The sequence below is a fragment of the Bacillus sp. SRB_8 genome, assembly GCF_003264205.1.
Taxonomy (GTDB): Bacteria; Bacillota; Bacilli; order Bacillales; family Bacillaceae_G; genus Bacillus_A; species Bacillus_A mycoides.
In genome coordinates this window covers 33915-58361 of record NZ_NADT01000032.1, presented here as the reverse complement: position 1 = coordinate 58361, position 24447 = coordinate 33915, and the positions used below count along the sequence as shown (strand labels likewise).

Below are 24447 nucleotides of genomic sequence, written 5' to 3'. Positions count from 1 at the left end.
AAATTGACGTTCACGTTGTTTGTTTCGTTCAGTTTTCAAAGAACTACTTCGCCGCTCAATTGCGACTTCCTTATGTTAACATCTTCGTTTTTCGATGTCAACTAAGTTTTCCAAATTTCTTTTTTGTCGTTTACTGCGTTTCCGCATCAGCGACGTTTATTAATATATCACGCAGTATATATAGGGTCAATACTTTTTCTGAAAAAATTTCACATCCCGTTAAAAAACTAAATTAACTATAGAAAAAAATTACTACTCCTCTTTTATAGACATGCTCCTTCCACCTAATCTCTTTCTGTATTGCATCTTAAAAGAAAACACTACTGTTCTTTAATAAGTGATAAATTTAATCATCACCTTCGTTTTCATAAAATATTCTAAATTGTGTGTTATATTATTTTTATAGGAGTGTGGTGGGAATGGGTATTAAATATTCGAACAAAATTAATAAAATCCGAACCTTTGCATTGAGTTTAGTATTTATCGGCCTCTTCATTGCATACTTAGGTGTCTTTTTTCGCGAAAACATCATTATTATGACAACCTTTATGATGGTTGGTTTTTTAGCTGTCATCGCTAGCACTGTTGTTTACTTTTGGATTGGTATGTTATCTACAAAAACGATACAAATTATTTGTCCAAGCTGCGATAAACCAACAAAAATGCTCGGTCGTGTCGACGCATGTATGCATTGCAATCAACCTTTAACACTTGATCGAAATCTAGAAGGAAAAGAATTTGATGAGAAATATAATAAGAAGAGTTATAAATCATAGGTATATGGAGCTTACAAAACTAAAGAAGTTTCATCTCATTAAAAAGGTGATTTCTTAACTAAGAAATCACCTCTTGTATTTGTTCTTATTAAATTTGATTCTTCACTTAACATTTTAAATCCTCATGAGTCTAACACGATTCCCATATATAATAAAGAAAGAGGTCGACGTATAGCCGTCAGCCTCTTTCTTTATTATATATTACGCCTTATGACACTCTGGACAAACGCCATAAATTTCTAAGCGATGACTATTAATAACGAAGCCTGTCGTTTTTGCAGCTTCCTCTTCAAGCTGTTCCAATCCTCCATAAGGAAAATCAACAATCTTACCACATTTTTCGCAAATCACATGATAATGTTGACTTGTAACATAATCAAATCTACTTGAAGCATCCCCATAAGTTAATTCCTTTACAAGTCCAACTTCTTTAAACACACGTAAGTTATTATAGACAGTTGCAACACTCATATTCGGAAACTTACCTTCTAATGCTTTATAAATGTCATCCGCTGTTGGGTGCGTCATAGATTCCACAAGGTACTCTAAAATAGCATGACGCTGTGGAGTAATGCGTACACCCGTATTTTTCAGCATTTCTAGCGCTTCTTTTAATTCTTCTTTGACCACCGTCATGCACCCCGATTCTATACGGATTATTATTTTATAATTCTTATAAAGAGTGTACTCCTTTTCTTATAAATCGTCAATATTTCTACTATAAGTATGTGGTTTATTTTCGTATATAGCCTTATTCTTATGTATCTTCCCCCATTCCCTATACATTTACATAGAAAAAAGTGCGACATAATCGCACTTGGAATACTATCATCTGAGGAGGTATGCCCTACACTTTCACTTTATGTATCGCAAGAAAATATGTATAGACGCATGCCTTACATATGTATTTTTTCTCCTCATTAATATAGATTTATTTTATATAAGAAAGAACATCCTCAATATGCCCTTTCACTTTCACTTTACGCCACTCATTTACAAGCTCACCGTCTTTATTAATAAGGAATGTAGAACGCTCAATTCCCATGTACTCTTTTCCAAAGTTCTTTTTCAACTTCCAAACATCGTACAATTCTGCTACTTTATGATCTTCGTCTACTAAAAGTACAAATGGAAGCTCATGCTTCTCAATGAATTTCATATGTCTATTTGCTGAATCTGGACTTACACCAAGTATAACCGTATCCTTCTCTTGAAATAATCCATATGCATCACGAAAATCACATGCTTCGGTTGTACACCCTGGAGTCATATCTTTCGGGTAAAAATATAAAACTACATTTTTACCTCGGAAGTCAGCTAAGCGAATTTGTTCTCCGGTACTTCCCTCTAATGTGAATTCCGGTGCTATTTCTCCTACTGTGATCATTGTTATCACTCCTTTTCTTTTCTATTACTATAACAAATGCTACCTTATTTTTCATTGTCCATTACAGTCCTTACCACAAAAGCAAACGGTAATGTATATCCAATTAGTGCTTCTCCAATTGCAATCCATCTTCCGATTCCAATCGGAGCTATATCACCATATCCAACGGACAATAAAGTAACCGCGCTAAAATATAAACATATTTCAACGAGTTGAAAGGAATGAGCACTTAGCCTATCCCCATCTTCTTTTAAAACCGCAAAACCCATTTCCTCTAGCACAACATAGCTTAATCCAAACGCAATCAGTACCGTTGTATAAATTAAAAACAACGTAGCTAAATTGTACAGCGAAAAGAAACGATTGGAATTTGAATATGAACTCCATAATAATTGGACACTTCTCAAAATAGCGATTGCCGCAATTAATAGAATAAATCCCCATAACATGTCCTCCACCTCATTTTATATGTATGAGGACTATAGCTGATTTATCCCTTAGAAACGAACAAGCTTCTATAATTAATTCCCCGCACCACGATATCGTTTAACCCCTTGATTCCAGAGGGTAATTGCAATAGTAAAACAGATAACACCGACAATTGGCGTTGCGAAAGCATAGCTATTCCACTCTGTTTTTCTTAAAAAGTATGCTGCTGGATATACCCCAACAAATGCAAACGGTAAAACAAACGTTAAAACAAAGCCAATAACACGGTTATAAATATCAACAGGATAGCGTCCATAATTCCCTATGTTATACATAAGCGGCATAATGGAACTTTTCGCATCCGACCAAAAGCCAAGACTTGCAAGCGTAACAAATATCCCGCCGTACACAAGTGCCCCTCCCCCTACCATAAGTAGGAATAAGAAGAAATCATACCAGTAAAAAGATAATTGCAGCTCCATTGCTGCATAACCCATCACAATAATCCCCGTAATGGCTCCAATTAAAGATTCAAGTTCCATTCTTTCTAATATAATTTGAAATAAACTATGAATCGGTCTCGTTAATATACGATCCATTTCTCCTTTAATAATGTAACGATCATTAAAATCCCATATATTAAAGAAAGCTGAAAAAATGGCAAACGGTACTAAAAAGAAACCATAAATAAAGATTACTTCTTCTCGGCTCCACCCTTTTAGTGCTTGGGTATGTCCAAACACAACGAGAATGAAGATTAAATTAACAGCTTGTAGTGATAAATCTGAAAGTAATCCGACGATAAAATCGCCACGATACTCCAATTTTGTTTTTATATATTGACTTGCATATTGCAAAAATAATTTTATATATATCATCTCATCATCCCCCTTGTACGATTAGACGTTTTCTCGCCGTTTTCCACATCAGTACAATTGGAATAATAAGTATAATTGCCCAAATCACTTGAAATAATAAAGCTTCATATAACTTACTTCCTTGTATACCTTCAGAGAAAATCATACTTGGAATATAACTAATTGCTTGAAACGGTAAAAACACCATTGCTTTTTGGGCCCATAACGGATAAAAACTAATCGGTAATAATAAACCAGAAAATAAATCGATAACAACACGTTTCGCATACATAATTCCACTATTATTAAATAAGAAGAATGTAAGCATTCCTGTCATTAAATTTATTTGTGTATTAATGATAAAACTAAATATTAAAGATAGGAAGAAATATAACCACGTTTGAAAATTCGTTGTAATTTGTAATGAAAATAATAACGTAACAATAACCATGCCCGGAATCGAAAAGAAAGCGAAACGAAATATCCCTTCTCCAAGCCCTTGCATAACTTTCATACCTAAATAGTTGTACGGACGAATTAGCTCTACCGCCACACGTCCTTCTTGAATTTCCATCGCAATTTCTCTATCTATATTATTGAAATAAAAAGCGCGTGCCATCCATGCGATCGCAATATACGTAGTCATTTGTGAAATAGATAAACTTTCAATATTCTCTTTCCCGCTATAAATTGCTTGCCATAAAAAATAATACGCACCAATGTTAATCGTATAAATTAAAATCCCGCTGTAATAATTTGTACGATAAGCAAGCATCATTAAAAAGCGAATCCGAATCATTTCAATATACTTACCCATGCATAATACCTTCTTCATAAATGTTACGAATAATTTCCTCTGTAGACACTTCGTTAATTTTCAAATCTTTAATTTGAAAGGCTTGTACTACTTTAGAAATCAACATAGAAATGATAACTTCTTCATTCGGTATTTTTGCAACCCATGCGTTTTCTTCTTTCGCTTTTAACCAAACAACATGGCTATCTGGCATAACCATTGATAACTCCTGGTATGAAACTGGGGCAACAAACTGAAAATGTATTTCCTTCTCTACTCCCCACTGCGTACGAAGATTATCTAAAGATCCGTCATACATAATATTCCCTTCATCAAGCATGATGACGCGTTCACATAAAGCTTCAATATCAGTAATATCATGTGTCGTTAATAAAATTGTTGTTTTATAACGTTCATTCATCTCTTTTAAAAATTCTCGTATTTTCAATTTCACAAGAACATCTAGTCCAATTGTTGGCTCATCTAAAAATAATAACGGCGGATTATGAATTAACGCCGCTGCCAATTCACAACGCATTCTTTGACCAAGAGATAATTTCCGTACCGGTTTATCTAACAAAGGACCGATATCTAACGTTTCAATAACATGTTCCATATGTTCCTTATACTGAGCGTCTGATACACCGTACACTTTCTTCAATAAACGAAATGATTCTTGTACAGCAATATCCCACCAAAGCTGGGAACGCTGACCAAACACAACGCCGATTGTTCTTACAAATTCTTCTCTCTGTTTGTGTGGATTCATTCCATTCACTGTAATTTGTCCTGATGTCGGAGTCAAAATCCCTGTAAGCATTTTAATCGTCGTTGATTTACCAGCACCATTCTCACCAATATAACCAACCATTTCACCTTGCTTTACAGTAAAAGAAACATCATTTACTGCTGGTACTATTTTATAATTACGATTTAATAAATCGCGAAATGCACCCTTTAATCCCGGACGACTTGAATAAGCTGTAAACTCTTTACGTAACCCTTGTACCTCAATTACCGATTTCATAATCGGACCCCCTTCCTAAATGTCACAACGAATAGTTTACCCAACTGCTCCTTCTATCACAAACAATACGTCTTTTCAAAAAACATGTTAGAATAATACATAGATTTTTGTAAGGAGATGAATTGTAGTGAATTTCACAAAATCAGAAGCGTTACATAAAGAAGCTTTAGAACATATCGTTGGTGGTGTTAATAGTCCTTCCCGTTCTTTTAAAGCAGTTGGAGGCGGTTCTCCTGTTGCAATGGAACGCGGAAAAGGTGCTTATTTCTGGGATGTAGATGGAAATAAATATATCGATTATTTAGCAGCGTATGGCCCTATTATTACTGGACATGCTCACCCACACGTGACAGAAGCAATTAAAACAGCGGCTGAAAACGGCGTACTATACGGTACTCCAACAGCATTAGAAGTAAAATTCGCAAAAATGTTAAAAGAAGCAATGCCCGCTTTAGATAAAGTCCGCTTCGTGAACTCTGGTACAGAATCCGTTATGACAACCATTCGTGTTGCTCGTGCTTACACTGGCCGCACAAAAATTATGAAATTCGCTGGTTGTTACCACGGTCATTCCGATTTAGTACTTGTAGCAGCTGGCTCGGGTCCTTCTACTCTTGGAATTCCTGATTCAGCGGGTGTGCCACAAAGTATCGCTCAAGAAGTTATTACTGTTCCATTTAATAATGTAGAAACTTTAAAAGAAGCGTTAGATAAATGGGGACATGAAGTAGCAGCTATCCTTGTAGAGCCAATCGTTGGAAACTTCGGTATTGTTGAGCCAAAACCTGGCTTCCTTGAAAAAGTTAACGAACTTGTTCACGAAGCTGGTGCACTAGTAATTTATGATGAAGTTATTACTGCTTTCCGCTTTATGTATGGCGGCGCTCAAGACTTACTTGGCGTAACCCCAGATTTAACAGCACTTGGTAAAGTTATCGGCGGCGGACTTCCAATTGGTGCTTACGGTGGTAAGAAAGAAATTATGGAACAAGTTGCACCGCTCGGCCCTGCATACCAAGCTGGTACAATGGCTGGGAACCCTGCTTCTATGGCATCAGGGATTGCCTGTCTAGAAGTACTTCAACAAAAAGGCGTATACGAGAAATTAGATGCACTTGGCGCAATGCTTGAAAAAGGAATTTTAGATCAAGCTACAAAACATAACATCGATATTACAGTAAACCGTCTAAAGGGTGCATTAACTGTATACTTCACAACAAATACAATTGAAGATTACGATGCAGCCAAAAATACAGATGGTGAAATGTTCGGTAGATTCTTCAAGCTGATGCTTCAAGAAGGTATTAATTTAGCACCTTCTAAATATGAAGCATGGTTCTTAACGACAGAACATACAAAAGAAGATATTGAATATACAATTGAAGCTGTTGGCAGAGCATTTTCTACCCTAGCGAACAATAAATAATCTCTTCATTACAAAAGGAAAAAAGAAAGCCCATCTTTCTTTTTTCCTTTTTTCTATTTCATAAATCCCTCATTAATAGTATAATTATTCATAATTATCTGTTTTATATTCTTTTATATCCTTACTATCCATGTATACAAGGCAGTTCACGCCTTAAATAGTAAGATTATTCAAAATTCATTTTCCAGAGGGGGGATTGACGGATGCTCAACAAAAAAAATAAATGGACACCGTCTTTATTTCGGAATTATAAAAATGCAGAACACGATGCGTGTGGAATCGTTTCCGTTATGGAAAAACGAAGAATTCCTACAAAAGAAAACATCGATCTTTGTATACAATCGCTAGTCAAAATGAATCATAGAGCTGGTTTCATTAATGGCGAAGGAGATGGTATCGGAATTCATATCGACATGCCAAAAGCACTTTGGAATGAAAAACTGAAAAGTAGCGGATATAATCCAACGATTGTGGATCATCCCCACTTTATCGTTGGACATTTTTTTCTAAACAAAAAAGAAAACATTGCTGAGTTAAAAGATTACATTCGCACGCAACTAAACAATGAAAGCTTTACAATTGCTCTCGAAAATGATGATGTAATAAACTCAGATGCACTCGGTCCTCTTGGTAAACAAGAAGAACCTTTATTTTGGCAAATTGCCCTTATCGCCGAAAGTGAAGTTAAAAATATTGAACAAACATTATTTTCTGTAACAATAAAAATCGAAGAAAATGAAGCAATTCATGTTGCCTCATTAAGTCATGAACATGTTGTATATAAAGTTCTCGGTGCTGGCGATACACTCGTTGCTTATTACAATGATTTACAACACCCACTTATCGCTTCAACTATGACACTAGGACATAATCGCTATTCTACTAATACGTTATCTAATTTTTTTCGTGTACAACCATTTAGCATTCTCGGGCATAATGGCGAAATTAACACGATTGCAAAATTACGCGATCAAGCTGAAATGATTAATGTACCACTTACTGCCGGGGGCAGTGATTCCCAAGATTTAAACCGCACCTTAGAAACCCTTCTCGTTCAGTATAACTACAGTTTATTTGAAGCAATGGATATATTATTTCCACCAATTATTAATGAAATAAAACTTTACGAAACAAACTTACAAAACTTATACACTTATATACGTGAGGCTTGGGGGCATTTCGCACAAGGTCCAGCTGGTATTATTTCACGTTATAAAGATGAAGCTGTTTTCAGTGTCGATTCCCTTGGATTACGCCCAGTTTGGAAAGTAGAGACAGAGAGCTCCTATATTTTCTCTTCTGAACCTGGCGTTGTATCACCAACTGAATATGTAGCAGAGCCGAAACCACTCGCTCCTGGAGAAAAAGTTGGCTTAAAATGGAATCAACAAGATGAGCTCGTTCTCTATGAATACGACAATTATCAAATTGAAGTATATAACCGTTTTAAGAAACGAATCGATGTTACCAATTATCATGTAAACTTATCTATCCCTGAAACGAAAGAAACTGAGGGATTATGTGATTCGGTTCAAGTTGAAACGAATCAATACGTCGCTTTCGGCTGGGATCGAGAACATATTCAGCTCCTTGAACAAATGGCGACAAAAGGCGTCGAACCAATTCGGTCACTTGGGCATGACTCACCACTTGCCGCACTTGATACAGATAGACGAAATATTGCTGATTTCATTAAGGAAAGTGTAGCCGTTGTTACAAATCCAGCAATCGATCGCGATCGCGAAGTTGAACACTTCTCCACACGTACTGTACTCGGAGAGCGTCCGGGTTTATTAGATAACTCTAAACAACCATTTGTAATCGAGATGCTTTCACCCATTATTTTAGAAGGGAATTTAGCTCAATCTATCGCGGCAGACTTACACACGATTACGTACGAACAACTTATACAGCTATTCATTACTCATAGCTCTGTCTCTACAATTTCTGTTACATTTAGTCCATCAGAAACTCTACAAATCGCATTAAATCGAATTAGTTCCGAAGCGATAGCAGCCGTTAAAAATGGTGCTTCCCTACTATTATTAGATGACGCTAAATCTCATCAAAATGAACTGTTATGGATTGACCCACATTTAGTTACTGCTAAAGTACATCAAGCATTAACTGAAAATAAATTACGCCGGAAATGCTCTCTCGTTATACGTTCCGGTGCCCTTCGCTCCTTACACGATATCGTCACGCTATACGGATTAGGGGCAGATAGTATTAATCCATATTTATTGTTCGCAACGGTAAATGATGAAACAAAAGTACCAATTACTAATTTGTATACCGCACTTAATAAAGGACTAGAGAAAGTAATTTCAACGATTGGAATTCATGAATTACGCGGTTACGGTCGCCTCTTCTCCTCTATTGGATTACATGAGGAAATCACAAATATATTACAAATTACAAACTTCTGCGGTTCAAATAATTTAGCTTTTTCACTTGAATCACTTGCTGAAGATGCAAAAATTCGAGCTGAGGATTTTAACAATCCAAAAGTTAGAATGCGAAAATCATTTCATATATTCCCGCGGATTTGGAAAGCAATTGGTGATGTTGCAAAAGGAAACTCTTATGATGATTACCGCGACAAGTTAAGTGAATTAGAAGAAAACACTCCCATCGCAATCAGGCACCTTGTTCAAACAAAACAAGCACAGCATGTAGTTCCGACTGAAGAAGTGTCCATCGGCATTCACAATCATGATTTACCATTTATTATTAGTTCTATGTCATTTGGTTCTCAAAATGAAATTGCCTTTCGCGCGTATGCAGAAGCTGCCGATCAGCTAAATATGATTAGTTTGAACGGTGAAGGCGGCGAAATTAAAGATATGATTGGTAAGTACCCACATACACGCGGACAACAAGTTGCATCTGGCCGATTTGGAGTAAACGCTGAACTACTAAATTCATCAAATTTAATTGAAATTAAAATAGGTCAAGGAGCAAAGCCTGGTGAAGGTGGACATTTGCCTGGTTCAAAAGTGACTGCTAAAATTGCGGAAGCACGTAATGCTACAATTGGTTCGGATTTAATTTCACCTTCTAACAACCATGATATTTATTCAATTGAAGACTTGGCTCAAATGATTACAGAAATTAAAACGGCTAATCATCTTGCAAAAGTAGCTGTAAAAGTTCCTGTCGTTCCTAACATCGGAACAATTGCTGTCGGTATCGCAAAAGCTGGCGCTGACTTTATTAACATTAGTGGATTTGATGGCGGAACAGGTGCTGCGCGTATTCACGCATTGCAACATGTTGGTCTTCCTGTAGAGATTGGTGTTAAAGCTGCTCACAATGCGTTACTAGAAGCAAATATGAGACATAAAGTAGAGATTTGGGCAGATGGCGGTATTCGAAGTGTAAATGACGCCTTAAAAATCATGCTCCTCGGAGCAAACCGGATCGGATTTGGCACATTATCAATGATTGCAATTGGCTGTACAACTTGCCGTGGTTGTCATCTTGATACGTGCCACGTCGGAATTGCAACACAAATTGAATCTGAAGCTCAAGCGAAAGAACATGGACTGCGCCGTTTCGTTCCACGTGAATTAGAAAGCGCAGTTACAGGGCTATTAAGCCTATTCACTACTTTCGGTACAGAATTGAAACGTTTAACAGGGCAGCTCGGTTACACAAACTTACAAGATATTATCGGACGATCGGATTTATTAGAACAAACTCGAGGCAAGGACTTATTAGACTTACGTAATTTAATACAAACGATAGAAGATTCATCTGTGAAAATAACGGCATCTGTACAAGAAAAACAATTTGAAACAACAAATTCTCTCCAGTCAAAAGAATTAGTAAGCGTCGGCGTAGAGCAACGCGTAATGGGCGGTCTAGAATCCTGTTATCGTATTCGTAGCAAATTATATGAAAACACTCATCTTGAACCACTTACATTAAAGTATACAAACGGATCTGTTCCCGGAAACGGATTAGGCGCGTACAATAGCGAGAACTTATTTATACACGTAAATGGTGGCGCGCAAGATGGAATTGGAAAAACTTCATTTGGCGGTGGCATTTATATAACGAAAGCAAAAGGAACAGATGGAACATATTATAACGGTTCTGTCGGAAAAGGATTTGGATACGGCGCTCAAAAAGGTGCATTATACGTGCAAGGTAACGCTGATGCTCGTGCTGGCATTCGCCTTTCTGGAGCAGATATGATAATTGGAGGCAGAATTACAAAACCACTCCGCGAAAAAGAACACGGAAATATCGGAGTATATTCTAATATAAAAGGATTTGCTTTTGAATATATGACAAATGGTCGCGCTCTTGTTTTAGGAGATCCTGGTCCATGGATTTGTGCCGGCATGACTGGTGGTGTTGTTTATTTACATCATGAGCCAAACTTAGGTTTAACAGAACACGCTTTAAAAAGCAGAATTGCTAAAGGTGCAAATGTAACATTGCAGCCAATTAGTAAAAATGGTTTGCAAGATGTGAATGAATTATTATTAGACTACATTCGTGTATTAAATGAGCACGAACAATATGAAGAAGTCGCTTTGTTAACACCATTATTAGATGATATCCAGCTTCACTTCTATGAAATTATCCCGAAAAAAGAACAGGCGGATCCATCTATTTCAACTGAATGATATGTACAATATTTATTTTCATAAAAAAATTGACGAAGCGAGCATCGCATAGTAATCTAGAATAACAATTTGAAACCTGCTGAAATTCAGCAGGTTTTTTTATTAAAGAATAGATGTTTAAAGAGAATTTGGAGAAATTATAAATTGATTGGAATTTATTTATTAAACTTTTTAACGTCACTAAAATATCACTTGCTAACATATTGTAATGAATGTATAGTATCATGTTGTACATTCATTATGACAAGAGAAAGGATATCAATAAGGGTATGAAACTTGGTGCTCGCATTTTAAAAACGGGTATTGCCATTACATTAGCTTTATTTGCTTGTATTTTACTTCAATTACCGAGTCCTGTATTTGCGGGAATCTCAGCTATCTTTGCTGTTCAACCGTCTGTATACCGCTCGTATTTAACTGCTCTTGAGCAAATTCAAGCAAACGTAATTGGTGCTGTATTCGCTATCGTATTTGCTACTGCTTTTGGACATAATCCTTTTATTATTGGATTAACGTGTATATTAGTAATTGCTCTTACTTTACAATTACGCTTAGAAAAAACAATATCACTCGCTTTAGTAACAGTTATCGCCATTATGGAGTATCAAGGCGAAGATTTCTTTAATTTTGCCTTACTTCGATTCGCGACGATTATGATTGGAATTATTGCGGCTTCGCTTGTAAATTTAGTATTTATGCCGCCAAAATATGAAACAAAACTTTACCATCGCATCGTTGATAATACAGAGGAAATTGTTAAATGGATTCGTATGAACAGTAGGCAAGCTTCTGATTTTACAACGCTAAAAACCGATATTGATCGCATGAAAGAAAAAATGATAAAACTAAATCATTACTATTTGCTGTATAAAGAAGAAAGAAGCTATACGAAAAAAATACAATTCGCGAAAATTCGTAAGCTCGTTTTATTCAGACAAATGTTAGCGACAACAAGCCGCGCTTTAAGCACGTTAAAATCATTACATCGCACCGAAAATGAACTGCGCTATATGCCAGAAGAGTTTCAGGAATCTATTCAAAACGAACTTGATTCATTAACGCATTATCACGAACAAGTGTTATTAAAATTTATTGGTAAAGCAAAGAAACAACAATCCGTTGAGATGCTTGATGAAGTTGAAACCGGTAAACAAGAATTGATTGATATCTTTATGGATTATCAAAATAAGGACGATGAGGAAGCATATAAAATATGGTTACACCTCTTCCCTCTTATTTCTTCAATTATTAACTACAGTGAGGAAGTAGAGCATTTAGATTTACTTGTGGATAGCTTCTACACATACCATAAACCAGAAAGCGAACTCCAAATCGAAGATAAAAAAGAAGACGAATAAAAAACAGCTCCTTTTACGCTAAAGGAGCTGTTTCTGTTATATGCTGAAGTTGATATAGATTGTAATAAAATCCCCTCTTTTTCATTAACTCTTCATGAGAACCCTTTTCTTTTATTACACCATCTTCAACATAAATAATTGTATCAACATGCGTAATCGTCGCTAATCGATGTGCAATAATAATTGTTGTCCGATCTGCAGCTAACGTTTGCAGTGCCTCTTGAATATATCGTTCATTTTCTAAATCTAAAGCGGAAGTTGCTTCATCTAATATAAGTAAAGACGGATTCTTTAGAAAAACCCGTGCGATTGCTACACGCTGTCTTTGTCCACCAGATAATTTCACACCACGTTCCCCAACGACAGTATCATAGCCCTCTGGCAACTCTGTAATAAAATTATGAATTTGTGCAGCTTTGGCAGCTGAAATCACTTCCGCCTCTGTAGCTTTCGGATTGCCATATAAAATATTAGCCCCGATTGTATCGCTAAATAATAAATTATCTTGTAGCACAATTCCAATATGACTACGTAAATTTTTCATATTATACTTTCTTACATCTACCCCGTCTATATAAACTGCACCTTCAGAAACATCGTAAAAACGCGGAATTAAACTAGCAAGAGATGACTTTCCTCCTCCGCTTGCCCCTACAAGCGCAACCTTCTCTCCCGGGCGCATAGTTAATGACAGATTATGCAATATTTCTTTTTCATCCGCATTATAACGAAAAGAAACATTATCAAATATAACTTCCCCATCTAGCCTTTTCGTTTGCACCGCATTTGGCACATTAACAATATCGTATTTTTCATCCAACAATTCAAACACTCGATCCATCGAGGCGAAAGACTGTGTTAATGTTGTAGATGAATTAACAAGGCGACGAAGCGGACTATATAAACTATCCATATATCCAACAAAAGCAACCATCGTACCCAGTGTTAACGACCCTTGAATTACCTCATATGCCGCAAAACCAATAACAAGTAACGGCCCTAAATCCGTTAACGTATTCACTACCGAAAACGTTCTCGCTGTCCAACTCGTATGAGTTAGTGCTTTCGTTAAAAATTCATTATTTCTCTTTTCAAACTGTCCTCTTTCATACTCTTCTAATGCAAAACTACGTGTCACTTGCATCCCTTGAATACGTTCATGTAAATACCCTTGCATAGTTGCTAACGCTTGCGAGCGCTCTTTCGTCAATTTTCGAAGGCGCCCGAAAAAATATTTCACTGCAACTACATAAATAGGTAAGATTAATAAAGCAACAAAGGTTAATTTTATATTCATAGAAAACATAACGATAATGGCAATAACAATTGTTGCAGTATCTAACCAGACATTCATAAGACCAGTAATTACAAAGTCCTTCGTTTGTTCTACATCATGGATTACACGTGAAATAAGCTCCCCTGTTTTTGTGTTCGAATAATAACGTAAGCTCAATTTTTGCAAGTGCCCAAAAATGTATTTTCGTAAATCGTATAGTATTGTATTGGCAATGCGCTGCGCGAAATATTGACGATAATATTCTATCGGCGGTCTTACTACTGCAAAAATAAAAAAAGCAATCCCAATTGCGGTTATTAATTGAGACGTTTTTTCTTGAAGCGATCCCGTGCCTTGAATAACATCATCAATAATATACTTTAATAACCATGGCATAATAAGCGGGATACCGAACTTCACAAGACCAATAATAATTGTAATAGCAATAAGCCATCGATATGGTTTAACAAATTGTAAATATCTTTTTATACCTTGCACATAATCCCCCCTCTAATAGGACAAACCTGCCGGGAAATTCCCTGCAGGTTTGTTTTAATTTCTGTACATTAAATATCTTTCGTACCACATATCTACGAAATCCGGTGCGAATGGACCTTTTCTTTGATGAATCCACTGTGTTAAATGTGCTACATTTCGTTTTAAAATTGTATCAATAACAGGTGGATACTGCATGATTTGACTATGCTTCTCATACTCATCTTCATCTAAAAGTGTATATGTCATATCCGGATACACTTTAATATCTAAATCGTAATCAATATACTTTAATGCCTCAGAGTCATATGCAAAAGGAGAACTTAAATTACAATAATAATATACTCCTTCTTCTCTCAGCATTCCAATTACATTAAACCAATAATTAGCATGGAAGTAACAAATCGCAGGTTCGCGAGTAACCCATGTTCGACCATCTGATTCCGTAACTACTGTACGATCATTTGCTCCGATCACAAGGCTCTGCGTCCCTTTTAAAATTGTTGTCTCTTCCCACATTCTATGAATGGAGCCATTATGTTTATAACTATGTATTTGTACCTTTTCTCCTTCTTTGGGAAATCCCATATATGCTCCCTTCTTTCAACCGCAAATGCTTTTCTTAAGTTGTCTTAACTACCCCTTGAACTGCATTCACTTTTTTTCTATTATAACTTTTTTGTCAAAATTTTAAAACTAAAGCGATAGGACACTTGTTTTCATGAGGAATATAATGAAGTTTGTATTATTGAATACCACATCACTAACCCTTTTAACGAAGGAACATTTCCTATGAATTAGCAATACGTATTTTAGAAGATTAAACGAAGATATAACAAAAAGAAAAGCCCCCTCACCTCTGTTTAAGAAAGGACTTTTCACCTAAAATCAACAACATATCTCACCCTTAATTTGAAATTATTTTTTCGGTTTCAAAAGATTGAATCACATTATTCGTTTGCTGTTCAAATTTTTCATGCAAAAGTTTTAATGCTATTTCTGTTCTGTATATTTCTTGACGGATAAAATGCAATTCTTTTTTATCGCACGTATCCCTTCCACTCATTTCAATTTGCTGATACTTCTCTAAATGTGATTGTAACTTTAAAAGCTCATCCATCGTTTCCAACTGCTCTCCTACCAACTTATCAAAATCGTTCATCACTTACCCCCTTTTTGATTCATTCGCCAGTTATAATTCCTATTACATATTTTCTAATCGTGAACTTCTTTCTCCTTTGACTATATTTGTTGACTTATTAGAAGTTATGTCGTTCCCTTTATTTTCATTACAGTGACACGCACACAAAGAAAACACTTCTCTCGAATTGGAGAAGTGTTTTTCTTTCATTACTCGTTTGAACTAGAAGATTGTGATTGTTTTGCAGCTGATTGTGCATTTTGTTTTTTCACTGCATGCACATCTGTTTCAGTTGCAAACTCTGTACCATAACTAGCATTTGCACTTTGAGCAGCAGAAGCTTGTGCTTTCTGTGCCTCTGATTGTGCGTTCGCTTGTTTTACTGCTTGTACATTCGTTTCAGTTGCAAACTCTGTACCATAGCTAGCATTTGTACTTTGAATGCTAGCACCAGAAGTTGCCTTATTATAACCTTGTTGTTTTTTACTCATCTTTCTCACCTCCACAATCAATAATGTAACCAATTCACTTAGAAGTTATCCCTAATTTTCTTTTTAAAAATTCACGTATATATCTCTTATCACTCATTCAAACTACATATGATGGAGGTGGGAATATGTATACTGGACGTGATATGACTGAGCTAACTATGATTTCCAAAAATGAATGGAAAGAGGATGAATTAGCTTATTTTCATCATTCATTTCAGCAAATTATGCCTTATCTAAATGTAGAGGGACAAACGATTTATAAAGAAGTTGTGAAAGAAATCGAGTCACGGGGCGGATTATAAACGCGTGGATTTTCAACCTCAAAATACAAATTTATTTTCAATATAAAAAAACGTGTTCCAAAGTTCTGGAACACGTTTTTATTATTTATCCCGCTATTTGCCGGGCAGTAAGACCCCACCTCAAAATGCAGCGAAAGCAAAGAAGTTAGGTTGGGGTCGGGCTGCCCATAAAAGCCCGATTGGTGAGGGCTAATAATCAGTGGGGGATGAAGAAAACCCCCACTGATTAAAGTTTCACTTTACTGCATTGTAATTTTCTCAACACACTTTTCGTAAATTGTACGATGTGATTTCGAGAAAGGTAACTGTTCAAACGCTTCTTTCGATACAAACTTTAATGTATCCGTTTCGACAATATTACCTGTTACTTTTCCGTAAAATATGAAGATATCCCAAGTACGATGTGTAAAAGTATGTTGTACATTCATCGCGTATTCATCAATAGAAACAGAGAGATCAAAGCTCTCCTTCATATAATCCGTAAGCTGTTGTTTTTGATTACGAATACCTTCACTTAGTTCAATATTCGGGAACTCCCACATATTAGCCAGTAATCCCGTACTTTGGCGTTTATTAATTACGTAACGGCCATCTTCAGTTTGAAGTACTCCCGCAACGAGCGGTACCATTGTAGGTGCTTTCGCTTTACTCTTCACTGGTAGTTCTTTTTGAACACCTTCAGCATACCCTCTGCAATGTTCACGTACAGGACAAAGTAAACAAGATGGATTTTTCGGTATACAAATTAATGCCCCTAATTCCATCAAACCTTGGTTAAAATAAGATGGATTTTCTATAGAAATAATTTCACGCACAATCTCTTCAAAAACTTTTCTCGTTTTCGGTTTTGCAATATCATCCCACACTGATAAAATACGAGATAATACGCGCATAACATTTCCATCAACCGCTGGCTCTGGTATGCCATATGCAATACTTAAAATGGCACCTTTTGTATATGGTCCCACTCCTTTTAATTTTTCAATTTTCTTTACATCGCTCGGTACTGTCCCGCCGTATACTTCTTTTACCTCTTTTACTGCAGCATGTAAATTTCGTGCTCTAGAATAATAACCTAAGCCTTCCCATGCTTTTAATACTTCTTCATCATCGGCAGTTGCTAGCGCTTCAAGCGTAGGAAACTTCCCCATAAAATTTGCGTAATATGGTTTTACAGCCTCTACCCTTGTTTGCTGTAACATAATTTCTGAAACCCAAACACGGTATGGATCTTTATTTTTTCGCCACGGTAAATCACGTTGTTCTTTTTCAAACCAACCAATTAAATCATTTTGAAACTGTTCTATGTTAAACTCATTTAATATTTCAAGTGTCAAACTTGATCCCCCTCATTTTTTTGCATATACGTACTATTATAAAGATTTTAGGAAAAAATTTAAGTAAGATGACATAGGAAATAGAAGGCAAAGGACTTGAGGTATCGAATAAAAAGAGTTACATTAATAAAAAACGGAGGTGGATTTCTATGGACACAGCCACTCACCTTGTTATGGGCGTTACTCTAGGCAGTTTGGCAACATTAGATCCAGCTATAGCACAAAGTGATATTGGGCCACAAGCAGTGATGCTTGCAACAATTGCCGGTTCCAATATTCCTGACATCGATACAGTTTTAAAATTGCGTAATAACGCTAAATATATAAGAAATCATCGCGGGATTACTCATTCCATCCCTGCAGTGATCCTTTGGTCACTCCTTATAAGTGGCATCTCTTTCGCCTTCTTTTCAGACGCTCCCTATCTGCATCTACTACTTTGGTCATTTATTGCCGTCTTTCTTCATGTCTTTGTGGATATTTTCAATGCCTATGGTACACAGGCATTAAGGCCCTTCACAAAAAAATGGGTAGCGCTCGGCATAATTAATACGTTTGATACTGTCATTTTCTTTATCCATATACTTGCTATCGCCTGTATGCTTGTCGGAGCACATAAAGGCTATACTGCTTTAGCAGCGTATATATTAATGTTTGTTTACTATATCGGCCGCATTATGATGCATCGAAATATTAAAAGTGTAGTATACAAACGTTTCAAAAATGTAGAGAAAGTAATTATTTCTCCTTCTTACAAATTTTATCATTATCATTTAGCCGTCGTTACAACTGAACATTACTACGTCGCAAGATGGCACCGCGGTAACATCCTTGTATACGATAAATTCGATCGCGTACTGTTCCCGAATACCGCCATTATGCAAGCCGCTGTGCGAGATGAAAATATATCTGCTTTCTTATCTTTCTCGCCTGTATATCGCTGGGATATTTTCGATTATGATAACTATTATGAAGTTCGATTTATTGATTTGCGGTATCGAAGTAAAGATTATTATCCATTCGTCGCAATCGTTCAGCTCGATCAAAATTTAAATATTATTAGTTCATATACAGGATGGATTTTCAGCGAAGAGAAACTTCGAAAGAAACTGGAATTGCTTCCACATTAAAAAAAGCGACCTACGTCGCTTTTTTTAATGTTTCAAATGATCTTCTTGATTGATTAAATGGCTATACTTCGGATTATTTGTACGCATTTCATGAAGGCGCCCTCCATGATTATTAACCCATGTTCGTACCACTTGTTCAGTCATTTCCTCACCTTGGTAACGACCTGATTTAGCATAAGTTGTTCGGAAGTCTTCCCACAATAATTCAACCCATGCACGAGCTTGTGCGTAAGAAAGGTTGTCATTTTTATCTAATAATTCTTTCGTTAATGTTTCATAAATATCATTCATGTTCTATTCTCCTTTTACCTATTTATTCCCTTAATTTCTAAAGGATAGTTTCTTCTATTTTGCACATTCTATAAGTGATACTTCTTAAAGGGGTATCGACTGATAATGAGGGGGCGTTCTTAATGGGTAGACAAGCCGAATTTTGGTCTGAGTCAAAAAACAACAGCAAAATCGACGGTCAACCGAAAGCGAAATCACGCTTCGCTTCGAAACGACCTAACGGCACAATTAACACGCACCCACAAGAGCGTATGCGTGCTGCAAATCAGCAGGAAGAGTAGTACAAATTAAATTCCTACACGAGGTGATAAAGATGAGCTACCGTGACCATTTAGATCGTCGTTCTGAATTATTTAACCATACGTGGACTCGTCCAAAACATGCGAAGGCGCAAGTTAACGGACAGACGCAACAAACCCAGTCTCTCATTATACTGGCAAACGAATGTAAAAAACGCCAATTTTAGAATCTCCTATCTCCTTTAACGCCTACCAAAGATGAAAACCAGAGAGATTCGCTCTCTGGTTTTTATTTTTCTTGTAGCAAGGAAATTGGTATTCCAATCTCTTCATTATCATGTTGCTTATATCCCCAAGCAAATACCCCATTGAAATACGTAATTTTAAATACCACACCAGGTTCTTCTACTAATTCATATGTCTCACCAATATGGAATTTATTTATATCTATCATATAAGCACGAGCCATAGCCATTTTTCTCATTAATACATCGAATTCATTTACAATTCCAAGTTGCTCAGCCTTTACTGCTTGCTCCTTCAAAACCCCAATTTCTTCCCTTAGCTCATGTGGTGTCATTTCACTGTAGCGTTTTGGCGTACCCATCTTATTTCCTCATCCCTCTTCACGTTTCATTTGTAAAAATATATCTATCTCATCAATAGAGAATCCTTTTCGATATAACGCTTGCTTCACCTTATTTTCGAATGTCCAACCATCATACTTCTTATATTTCTCATAATATTTATTCCCATGATAGTGTAACGCTTCTTGTTGCTGTTCGTCATCTTTTTCGTCTTTCAATTCTTCCAAGCAAATTTGAATCACATCTCTAGAATATCCTTTACGAACAAGCATTTCATCTAACTTTAGCTTCATTTGTAAAAATGAATGCTTTTGATAAGATTTTTTCTTCTTTTCTATAAGGAACAAAGCATTCTCCATTTGCTTCTCCTTTGGATACTCTTGTAAACTATGTGTAATGATTAAATCCTGAACACCTTTACTTAATAGCCCTCTCCTAATAACAGTTGGACCTTTTTGATTCACATTACTTTGCGTTCGCACGTATGAAATAGCGTACTCTTTATCATTAATATATCGATCATGTAATAATTTCGAAACGACTTCAGAGATGATGGCCTGTCCCACTTCTTTTTTTCGTAAGAAATCTTCTATTTCTTGTTTTGTTCTCATTTGATAGGATAAATAGGAAATCGCTTGTAAATATGCTTTTTGTACCTCTTCATTGTACAAAATATTCCCTAACGCTACTTCATCAATTTCTAAGCCTTTTTGTAACCCATGTTTCATTAAGATTGATTGATTCACACTAAACCCGTACTCTTCGCCTTGACCTTTATCAATATAAATATTAAATCGTTCTTTCGATCGTTTTTGCACTTCTATTTTTGTAATGACAGTCATACTCTCACCTCTCTATTATTTTAACATAGTCAAGGAACGTTTTTTCTTTTCAAGAATATATATAATGAGGAGGAAATAATTGTGAAAATCGCAATTTCTGGTGGCTCTGGCTTTATAGGCAAATCCCTTTCTAGTTTTTTTATTCAAAAGGGATTTACTGTTTACATTCTTACTCGAAAAAAAATTGCTGAAACTTCACACACTAACCTTCAATACGTACAGTGGACACCGGATTTACAGACCTTCCCTCTCTCCTCTATCGATGTAGTTATTAATCTAGCTGGAGAATCTATTAATAGTAGATGGACAAAAAAACAAAAAGAATCAATTTTAAACAGTAGAATTCAAACAACAAAAGGACTCATTAAACAATTACAAACCCTTGAAACAAAGCCACACACATTTATTAATGCAAGTGCCATTGGATACTATGGGACATCTGAAACCGAATCTTTTACAGAACAGCAAGAGACTCCAGGAGATGACTTTTTAGCAAACACAGTATATTTGTGGGAGCAAGAAGCATCTAAAGTCCGCTCCATTGGAATAAGAACTGTCTACACAAGATTTGGAGTCGTATTGGGCGCAGATGGAGGAGCTCTTCCAAAAATGCTACTTCCCTATCAATTATATATCGGCGGTACACTTGGATCTGGAAACCAATGGTTATCATGGATTCATATAGACGATGTCGTTCGCATGATTGATTTCATCATTCAAAAAAAAGAAATTGACGGACCTTTTAATATTACAGCGCCAACGCCAATACGGATGAAAGAGTTCGGTGAAATTATTGCCACTATAACTAGGCGACCTCATTGGCTACCTGTTCCTTCATTTGTACTTCGCGCTTTACTCGGTGAGATGAGTATACTTGTATTAGAAGGGCAACATGTATTACCCAATAAAGCTATTAAACATGGATATCAATACACATTTCCAACAGTTAACCATGCATTACAAAATATCCTCTTGCATACAATGTAGTACTTTTAAAATACAGTTTTACGGGTAGTCTATCTCCTCCAAGACTTCTTACTTTTTAAACACCGGAGCATTACTACACGAAAAACCTTTCAGTTACTTTGTCTAAACCTATTCTACACATTACAAGGTGACGGAAATGAGGTCTCTATGAAAATATTGCTCAAACAAGCCATTGTATATCCTATTACATCCCAAAAGTTTCAAGGAGATGTACTCGTTATAGGAGAACGCATTGCCGCGGTCAAACCTCATATTGATACTACTCAGGATATGACCGTTATAGATGCACGAGCTCTTCATCTCTTGCCTGGATTTATTGATGTTCATACTCACCTTGGCCTCTACGATGAAGGTACTGGTTGGGCTGGTAATGATGCAAATGAAACATCCGAAGTTTCAACACCACATATCCGTTCTTTAGACGGGATTCATCCTTTTGATATTGCATTTCAAGACGCTGTACAAAATGGTGTTACGACTGTTCACGTGATGCCCGGAAGCCAAAACATTATCGGCGGTACTACTTGCGTAATAAAAACTGCTGGAACTTGTATTGATCATATGATTATTCAGGAACCTGCTGGTTTAAAAATTGCCTTTGGAGAAAACCCAAAAAAGTTCCATAGCAACGGTACAAAAGAATCAATAACACGTATGGGAATTATGGGGTTACTTCGTGAATCATTCTATGACGCACAACACTACGGGCATGAAGCTGATTTTCGAATGCTACCTATTTTAAAAGCACTCCGCCGAGAAATACCGGTACGTATCCACGCTCACCGCGCAGATGATATCACTTCAGCCTTACGCTTTGCGACAGAATTCAATCTTGATTTACGTATTGAACATTGTACAGAAGGACACTTTATTGTTGAAGAGCTTTCGAAACACAATTTAAAAGTTTCAGTTGGACCTACTCTTACGCGACGTTCGAAAATCGAACTTAAAAACAAAACGTGGGATACTTATCATATTTTATCGAAAAATGGAGTAGAAGTTTCTATTACAACCGACCACCCTTATACACCCATTCAATATTTAAATGTTTGCGCTGCCATTGCAGTAAGAGAAGGATTAGATGAGAAAACAGCGTTGGAAGGAATCACTATTTTCCCAGCTCGAAATTTACGTTTGGAGGATAGAATTGGAAGCATTGATGTTGGAAAAGATGCTGACCTCGTGTTATGGACACATCATCCTTTCCATTATTTAGCCAAGCCTGTACTCACTATGATTGACGGAAAAATAATTTACAAAAAAAATAAAAAAAACTAGTTTATTTTTTTGACTAGATACAGTATTATACGATTATAAACTGAATGAAACCATAATCAATTTGTGTCGTGATTATCATTTTCAAATTGATGAATGGGGAAGGCAAATGGTGCGCCACCAGCGTTAGAAACTGGTTCTAGTGGGTTCGATTCCCACCCCGAAATTTTTTAAAGATTGATATAAAAATTTCGAGGGTGGGTGCTTTTTCGTCATGCTACCCTCGTGTGAGGAGGAGTTAGTGTGTTGAAAAAACGCGACTTACACGACAGCCACGTTCTATACGAATTAATGGTGGATCCTGCTGTCTTCCCTTTTGTGCGTCAAAAGGCCTATTCTTATGAAGAATATTTATTTTTAACGAAACAAACAATCGAAGCCGAAGAGCGTGGAGAATTAATCTCACGCACAATTTTAGATGAATGGGGTAACCCCATCGGCACAATTACTTTATTTGATGTGCAAGAAAAAGCTGGATTCCTCGGAACTTGGCTTGGCAAACCATATCATGGTAAAGGATATAATAAATTGGCGAAAGATTCATTTTTTAGCGAACTTTTCTATGAATTAGATATTGAAACGATTTTTATGCGTATTCGTAAAATAAATATTCGGTCTATTAAAGCTGCCGAAAAACTACAATATGTAAATCTAGCAAACGAAACAAGAAAAGCCGTTTATGATGAAATTAACGCGCATGAAGAAGTATATAATTTATATGAAATTCCAAAAGATCAGTATACACTTGCAACAATGCGAGATACAACATTCCAAGAAGCACACCAATTAAAAGAAGCGTAATCTAAAAATTCAGAAATGATAATTAATCATTACTAGTTTGACATATATGTATATCACCCCATGTCTTTGGAAACGATAGATAGTGACTTTAGGACACGAGGTGATTTGTAATGGATAAAAAGAAACGTGATAAAGCAAAAAACACATTATCTAGTACACAAGAAGTTCTCTATCAGCGAGAATTTCGAAAAGCAGATCGTGCAGCGGGCTATCGCTCAAAAAGTATTTAAAGTGAAACTGAATAATTAGAAGGTTTCCCCCCTAATTATTCAGTTTCATTACATAAGATTTTCCAATAAATTAGTAAAAAAGGTTCCTTATTTATAAGGAACCTTTTTTGTGGACAACCTTATCCACAAAAAACGTAGAATTGTGCATAAATTACAAAAGTATTTTACGAATTCATTTATTTAAATGAATTCGTAACGTGAGAATTGTGGATATTTTTCTAAAAATTGTGGATTATGTGGATATAGCTGTTAATATTCCGATTTTACTGTCTAATGAAAGCGTAATCCCTTGTGGATAAAGTGAAACTTTAATCAGTGGGAGTTTTG

Annotated in this window: 26 protein-coding genes; 12 read left to right on the top strand and 14 right to left on the bottom strand. The window is 36.2% G+C overall.

Features of this window, described 5'->3' with window-relative positions:
• Window positions 1–419 precede the first annotated feature (419 nt).
• Window positions 420–776: a YgzB family protein gene (locus B5P40_RS24870; RefSeq protein WP_002125074.1), complete on the top strand. Its 357-nt coding sequence runs from the start codon at window positions 420–422 to the stop codon at window positions 774–776.
• Between the two features lie 201 nt (window positions 777–977).
• Here B5P40_RS24870 and perR read toward each other — a convergent pair whose 3' ends face one another.
• The 6 genes from perR to B5P40_RS24840 form a co-directional block, all read right to left on the bottom strand.
• Window positions 978–1406 (bottom strand): peroxide-responsive transcriptional repressor PerR, encoded by a 429-nt coding sequence (perR, locus tag B5P40_RS24865; RefSeq protein ID WP_000237831.1) that lies wholly within the window; start codon window positions 1404–1406, stop codon window positions 978–980.
• A 301-nt stretch (window positions 1407–1707) separates the two neighbouring features.
• Window positions 1708–2163 carry a thioredoxin-dependent thiol peroxidase gene (bcp, locus tag B5P40_RS24860; RefSeq protein ID WP_078176020.1) on the bottom strand — a complete coding sequence of 152 codons (456 nt, stop codon included), beginning with the start codon at window positions 2161–2163 and terminating at the stop codon, window positions 1708–1710.
• 44 nt (window positions 2164–2207) lie between these two features.
• Window positions 2208–2612, bottom strand: a complete 405-nt coding sequence (locus B5P40_RS24855; protein WP_002091112.1) for a potassium channel family protein — start codon at window positions 2610–2612, stop codon at window positions 2208–2210.
• Window positions 2613–2684: 72 nt separating this feature from the next.
• Window positions 2685–3470 carry an ABC transporter permease gene (locus B5P40_RS24850; RefSeq protein WP_002091114.1) on the bottom strand — a complete coding sequence of 262 codons (786 nt, stop codon included), beginning with the start codon at window positions 3468–3470 and terminating at the stop codon, window positions 2685–2687.
• A 4-nt stretch (window positions 3471–3474) separates the two neighbouring features.
• Window positions 3475–4266 (bottom strand): ABC transporter permease, encoded by a 792-nt coding sequence (locus B5P40_RS24845; protein ID WP_000521522.1) that lies wholly within the window; start codon window positions 4264–4266, stop codon window positions 3475–3477.
• Complete coding sequence (locus B5P40_RS24840; RefSeq protein WP_002010347.1) at window positions 4259–5272, bottom strand: ABC transporter ATP-binding protein; 1014 nt, start codon at window positions 5270–5272, stop codon at window positions 4259–4261. The genes B5P40_RS24845 and B5P40_RS24840 overlap by 8 nt, the downstream gene beginning before the upstream one ends.
• Window positions 5273–5399: 127 nt before the next feature.
• On the opposite strand from B5P40_RS24840, the gene hemL reads away from it, so the two are divergent.
• The 3 genes from hemL (at window position 5400) to B5P40_RS24820 (ending at window position 12696) form a co-directional block, all read left to right on the top strand.
• Window positions 5400–6698, top strand: a complete 1299-nt coding sequence (gene hemL / locus B5P40_RS24835) for a glutamate-1-semialdehyde-2,1-aminomutase (RefSeq protein WP_113710097.1) — start codon at window positions 5400–5402, stop codon at window positions 6696–6698.
• Between the two features lie 203 nt (window positions 6699–6901).
• Entirely contained in the window at window positions 6902–11338 is a 4437-nt protein-coding gene (locus B5P40_RS24830; RefSeq protein ID WP_113710096.1) for a glutamate synthase-related protein, read from the top strand.
• Between the two features lie 269 nt (window positions 11339–11607).
• Window positions 11608–12696: an aromatic acid exporter family protein gene (locus B5P40_RS24820; protein WP_002063696.1), complete on the top strand. Its 1089-nt coding sequence runs from the start codon at window positions 11608–11610 to the stop codon at window positions 12694–12696.
• Window positions 12697–12709: 13 nt separating this feature from the next.
• Here the strand turns inward: B5P40_RS24820 and B5P40_RS24815 are convergent, their stop codons facing one another.
• From B5P40_RS24815 to B5P40_RS24800, 4 genes are all read right to left on the bottom strand, one after another.
• A complete protein-coding gene (locus B5P40_RS24815) occupies window positions 12710–14470 on the bottom strand; it encodes an ABC transporter ATP-binding protein (protein WP_113710095.1) in 1761 nt (586 codons plus the stop codon).
• Between the two features lie 54 nt (window positions 14471–14524).
• Window positions 14525–15055, bottom strand: a complete 531-nt coding sequence (gene ntdP / locus B5P40_RS24810) for a nucleoside tri-diphosphate phosphatase (RefSeq protein ID WP_000506630.1) — start codon at window positions 15053–15055, stop codon at window positions 14525–14527.
• Between the two features lie 319 nt (window positions 15056–15374).
• The gene (locus B5P40_RS24805; RefSeq protein WP_002010338.1) at window positions 15375–15629 is read right to left on the bottom strand and encodes a YgaB family protein; all 255 of its coding nucleotides are present in this window, start codon (window positions 15627–15629) and stop codon (window positions 15375–15377) included.
• Window positions 15630–15817: 188 nt separating this feature from the next.
• Window positions 15818–16099 carry a gamma-type small acid-soluble spore protein gene (locus B5P40_RS24800; RefSeq protein ID WP_002125062.1) on the bottom strand — a complete coding sequence of 94 codons (282 nt, stop codon included), beginning with the start codon at window positions 16097–16099 and terminating at the stop codon, window positions 15818–15820.
• Window positions 16100–16224: 125 nt separating this feature from the next.
• Between B5P40_RS24800 and B5P40_RS32950 the strand changes: the two genes are divergently transcribed.
• Window positions 16225–16401: a hypothetical protein gene (locus B5P40_RS32950; RefSeq protein WP_002091123.1), complete on the top strand. Its 177-nt coding sequence runs from the start codon at window positions 16225–16227 to the stop codon at window positions 16399–16401.
• A 239-nt stretch (window positions 16402–16640) separates the two neighbouring features.
• Here B5P40_RS32950 and mutY read toward each other — a convergent pair whose 3' ends face one another.
• Window positions 16641–17738, bottom strand: a complete 1098-nt coding sequence (gene mutY / locus B5P40_RS24795) for an A/G-specific adenine glycosylase (RefSeq protein WP_113710094.1) — start codon at window positions 17736–17738, stop codon at window positions 16641–16643.
• A 149-nt stretch (window positions 17739–17887) separates the two neighbouring features.
• Here mutY and B5P40_RS24790 point away from each other — a divergent pair, with 149 nt between their 5' ends.
• A complete protein-coding gene (locus tag B5P40_RS24790; protein WP_002029634.1) occupies window positions 17888–18868 on the top strand; it encodes a metal-dependent hydrolase in 981 nt (326 codons plus the stop codon).
• A 24-nt stretch (window positions 18869–18892) separates the two neighbouring features.
• On the opposite strand, the gene B5P40_RS24785 is transcribed toward B5P40_RS24790, so the two are convergent.
• Complete coding sequence (locus B5P40_RS24785; protein WP_002010328.1) at window positions 18893–19159, bottom strand: YfhJ family protein; 267 nt, start codon at window positions 19157–19159, stop codon at window positions 18893–18895.
• A gap of 122 nt (window positions 19160–19281) precedes the next feature.
• On the opposite strand from B5P40_RS24785, the gene B5P40_RS24780 reads away from it, so the two are divergent.
• Together B5P40_RS24780 and B5P40_RS24775 are read left to right on the top strand one after the other, a co-directional pair.
• Window positions 19282–19440 carry a small, acid-soluble spore protein K gene (locus tag B5P40_RS24780; RefSeq protein ID WP_002010326.1) on the top strand — a complete coding sequence of 53 codons (159 nt, stop codon included), beginning with the start codon at window positions 19282–19284 and terminating at the stop codon, window positions 19438–19440.
• A gap of 32 nt (window positions 19441–19472) precedes the next feature.
• Window positions 19473–19625: a YpzG family protein gene (locus B5P40_RS24775; protein WP_002010325.1), complete on the top strand. Its 153-nt coding sequence runs from the start codon at window positions 19473–19475 to the stop codon at window positions 19623–19625.
• A gap of 62 nt (window positions 19626–19687) precedes the next feature.
• Here B5P40_RS24775 and B5P40_RS24770 read toward each other — a convergent pair whose 3' ends face one another.
• Window positions 19688–20005 (bottom strand): YfhH family protein, encoded by a 318-nt coding sequence (locus tag B5P40_RS24770; protein ID WP_002010323.1) that lies wholly within the window; start codon window positions 20003–20005, stop codon window positions 19688–19690.
• 9 nt (window positions 20006–20014) lie between these two features.
• On the bottom strand, window positions 20015–20827 hold the full coding sequence (recX, locus tag B5P40_RS24765) for a recombination regulator RecX (protein WP_002029629.1): 813 nt from the start codon (window positions 20825–20827) through the stop codon (window positions 20015–20017).
• Between the two features lie 81 nt (window positions 20828–20908).
• Between recX and B5P40_RS24760 the strand changes: the two genes are divergently transcribed.
• From B5P40_RS24760 to B5P40_RS24745, 4 genes are all read left to right on the top strand, one after another.
• Window positions 20909–21814, top strand: a complete 906-nt coding sequence (locus B5P40_RS24760) for a TIGR01777 family oxidoreductase (RefSeq protein WP_002191853.1) — start codon at window positions 20909–20911, stop codon at window positions 21812–21814.
• Window positions 21815–21961: 147 nt separating this feature from the next.
• Window positions 21962–23092 carry an amidohydrolase gene (locus tag B5P40_RS24755; RefSeq protein ID WP_002010318.1) on the top strand — a complete coding sequence of 377 codons (1131 nt, stop codon included), beginning with the start codon at window positions 21962–21964 and terminating at the stop codon, window positions 23090–23092.
• Between the two features lie 240 nt (window positions 23093–23332).
• A complete protein-coding gene (locus B5P40_RS24750) occupies window positions 23333–23890 on the top strand; it encodes a GNAT family N-acetyltransferase (protein ID WP_002091129.1) in 558 nt (185 codons plus the stop codon).
• A 110-nt stretch (window positions 23891–24000) separates the two neighbouring features.
• Complete coding sequence (locus B5P40_RS24745) at window positions 24001–24120, top strand: YfhE family protein (protein WP_000358484.1); 120 nt, start codon at window positions 24001–24003, stop codon at window positions 24118–24120.
• Window positions 24121–24447 lie beyond the last annotated feature (327 nt).

What these genes read in the sequence shown, in the direction of transcription:
- B5P40_RS24870 (WP_002125074.1), top strand. Translation starts at nt 420, where the DNA reads ATGGGTATTAAATATTCGAACAAAATTAATAAAATCCGAACCTTTGCA.
- bcp (WP_078176020.1), bottom strand. Translation starts at nt 2,163, where the DNA reads ATGATCACAGTAGGAGAAATAGCACCGGAATTCACATTAGAGGGAAGT.
- B5P40_RS24855 (WP_002091112.1), bottom strand. Translation starts at nt 2,612, where the DNA reads ATGTTATGGGGATTTATTCTATTAATTGCGGCAATCGCTATTTTGAGA.
- B5P40_RS24850 (WP_002091114.1), bottom strand. Translation starts at nt 3,470, where the DNA reads ATGATATATATAAAATTATTTTTGCAATATGCAAGTCAATATATAAAA.
- B5P40_RS24845 (WP_000521522.1), bottom strand. Translation starts at nt 4,266, where the DNA reads ATGGGTAAGTATATTGAAATGATTCGGATTCGCTTTTTAATGATGCTT.
- B5P40_RS24840 (WP_002010347.1), bottom strand. Translation starts at nt 5,272, where the DNA reads ATGAAATCGGTAATTGAGGTACAAGGGTTACGTAAAGAGTTTACAGCT.
- B5P40_RS24830 (WP_113710096.1), top strand. Translation starts at nt 6,902, where the DNA reads ATGCTCAACAAAAAAAATAAATGGACACCGTCTTTATTTCGGAATTAT.
- B5P40_RS24820 (WP_002063696.1), top strand. Translation starts at nt 11,608, where the DNA reads ATGAAACTTGGTGCTCGCATTTTAAAAACGGGTATTGCCATTACATTA.
- ntdP (WP_000506630.1), bottom strand. Translation starts at nt 15,055, where the DNA reads ATGGGATTTCCCAAAGAAGGAGAAAAGGTACAAATACATAGTTATAAA.
- B5P40_RS24805 (WP_002010338.1), bottom strand. Translation starts at nt 15,629, where the DNA reads ATGAACGATTTTGATAAGTTGGTAGGAGAGCAGTTGGAAACGATGGAT.
- B5P40_RS24800 (WP_002125062.1), bottom strand. Translation starts at nt 16,099, where the DNA reads ATGAGTAAAAAACAACAAGGTTATAATAAGGCAACTTCTGGTGCTAGC.
- B5P40_RS32950 (WP_002091123.1), top strand. Translation starts at nt 16,225, where the DNA reads ATGTATACTGGACGTGATATGACTGAGCTAACTATGATTTCCAAAAAT.
- B5P40_RS24790 (WP_002029634.1), top strand. Translation starts at nt 17,888, where the DNA reads ATGGACACAGCCACTCACCTTGTTATGGGCGTTACTCTAGGCAGTTTG.
- B5P40_RS24785 (WP_002010328.1), bottom strand. Translation starts at nt 19,159, where the DNA reads ATGAATGATATTTATGAAACATTAACGAAAGAATTATTAGATAAAAAT.
- B5P40_RS24780 (WP_002010326.1), top strand. Translation starts at nt 19,282, where the DNA reads ATGGGTAGACAAGCCGAATTTTGGTCTGAGTCAAAAAACAACAGCAAA.
- B5P40_RS24775 (WP_002010325.1), top strand. Translation starts at nt 19,473, where the DNA reads ATGAGCTACCGTGACCATTTAGATCGTCGTTCTGAATTATTTAACCAT.
- B5P40_RS24770 (WP_002010323.1), bottom strand. Translation starts at nt 20,005, where the DNA reads ATGGGTACGCCAAAACGCTACAGTGAAATGACACCACATGAGCTAAGG.
- recX (WP_002029629.1), bottom strand. Translation starts at nt 20,827, where the DNA reads ATGACTGTCATTACAAAAATAGAAGTGCAAAAACGATCGAAAGAACGA.
- B5P40_RS24755 (WP_002010318.1), top strand. Translation starts at nt 21,962, where the DNA reads ATGAAAATATTGCTCAAACAAGCCATTGTATATCCTATTACATCCCAA.
- B5P40_RS24745 (WP_000358484.1), top strand. Translation starts at nt 24,001, where the DNA reads ATGGATAAAAAGAAACGTGATAAAGCAAAAAACACATTATCTAGTACA.